The following is a 1,446-nucleotide window of genomic DNA, read 5'->3' as shown; positions in this document are numbered from 1 at the left end:
GATCGGCAGCGCATCCATATCTGCGCGCAGGCCAATGACCTTGCCAGAGGCGTTCTGCTTGCCTTTGATGACGCCAACGACGCCGGTGCGGCCAATGCCCGTGACGATTTCATCGCAGCCGAAATCCTTAAGCTTGTCAGCGACAATCGCAGAGGTGCGGTGAGTTTCGAACAGGATTTCAGGATGCTCGTGCAGATCACGGCGCCATTCGGTGATCTCCGGCAGCATTTCGGCGAGGCGGTTCTTGATGGGCATTTGAGTGGCTCCTATTTTTCAGCAGTATTGTTAGCAATTTGCACGATCAGGCCAATCGCCACTCCAGCAACGATCAACATGATACCTTCATCGATCGCCTCGCCCGTATTGGCAGAGGCCAAATAACGCCGCGCGGCAAATTCGTTTGCTTCCATAGTGTCAGTTCCAAACGCGAAGAAGAAGCCAAGTAAGGTTCTGAGTGCTCCGAAACCGAACAAAAGCTACGCTATTACGGACCCTAACTTAACGAACATTTCATATTTCCCCCCTAAGCAGCAGGCATACGGGCTTCGACCATTCCAGCGAGCCATGAGCAGCCTGCCGGAATAATGTCATCGTTGAACACATATTCGGGATGGTGGACCATCGCACCGTTCTCGCCGTTACCGAGGAAAATATAGGCGCCGGGGCGCGCTTCCAGCATGTAGGAAAAATCCTCGCCGGCCATCATCGGCGCAGTGTCGGGATCGACATTGCCCACCCCCGCGATGGCGCAGGCGACATCGACGGCAAAGTCGGTTTGAGCGTCGTGGTTCACGGTGACAGGATAGCCGCGCTCATAGTTGATCTCGACCGCGCACTCGAAGGCATCGGCGGTTGAACTCACCAGCTTGATAAGACGCGCCTCCACCAGATCGCGCACTTCCGGCGATAAGGTGCGCACGGTGCCGCACAGATTAACCGTCTGCGGAATAACGTTAAACGCCGCGCTGTCGTTGCTCATCATGCAGATCGACAGGACCGCGCTTTGCAGCGGGTCCACATTGCGGCTGGTGATGCTTTGCAGGGCCAGCAGAATATGCGCGGCGGTGATGTTGGGGTCAATCGCGCTGTGCGGCATCGCGCCGTGACCGCCCTTGCCAGTTATTTTGATTTCCACGAGGTCCGTCGCCGCCATAAGGCCACCCTTGCGAATGGCGAAACTGCCCGCAGCACCGCCGGGCATATTGTGAAGCCCGTAGACTTCATCGACGTTATAGCGCTCCATCACGCCCTCATCGACCATGACCTTGCCGCCGCCTCCGCCCTCTTCGGCGGGTTGGAAAAACAACACGGCAGTGCCATCAAAGTTGCGCGTTTCAACCAGATATTTCGCCGCGCCGAGCAGCATGGCTGTATGCCCGTCATGGCCGCAAGCGTGCATCGCCCCCGCATGGGTGGATTTATAATCCACGTCGGCCATTTCATGGA

General features: G+C 57.1%; 2 protein-coding genes and 1 pseudogene. All 3 read right to left on the bottom strand.

The window, feature by feature from the left end:
- A pseudogene (locus B9P63_RS18845) lies at positions 1-255 on the bottom strand (amidohydrolase); the annotation flags it as partial.
- Between the two features lie 11 nt (positions 256-266).
- The gene (locus tag B9P63_RS19330; RefSeq protein ID WP_176219165.1) at positions 267-410 is read right to left on the bottom strand and encodes a hypothetical protein; all 144 of its coding nucleotides are present in this window, start codon (positions 408-410) and stop codon (positions 267-269) included.
- A gap of 113 nt (positions 411-523) precedes the next feature.
- Positions 524-1,446, bottom strand: a 923-nt coding sequence (locus B9P63_RS18840; RefSeq protein WP_139816306.1) for an amidohydrolase, incomplete at its 5' end; no start/stop codon positions are given.

The sequence above is a fragment of the Planktotalea arctica genome (genome assembly GCF_002105285.1).
GTDB classification, from domain to species: Bacteria; Pseudomonadota; Alphaproteobacteria; order Rhodobacterales; family Rhodobacteraceae; genus Planktotalea; species Planktotalea arctica.
The sequence above is the reverse complement of the archived record's forward strand: the minus strand, read 5'-3'. Positions and strand labels throughout refer to the sequence as shown.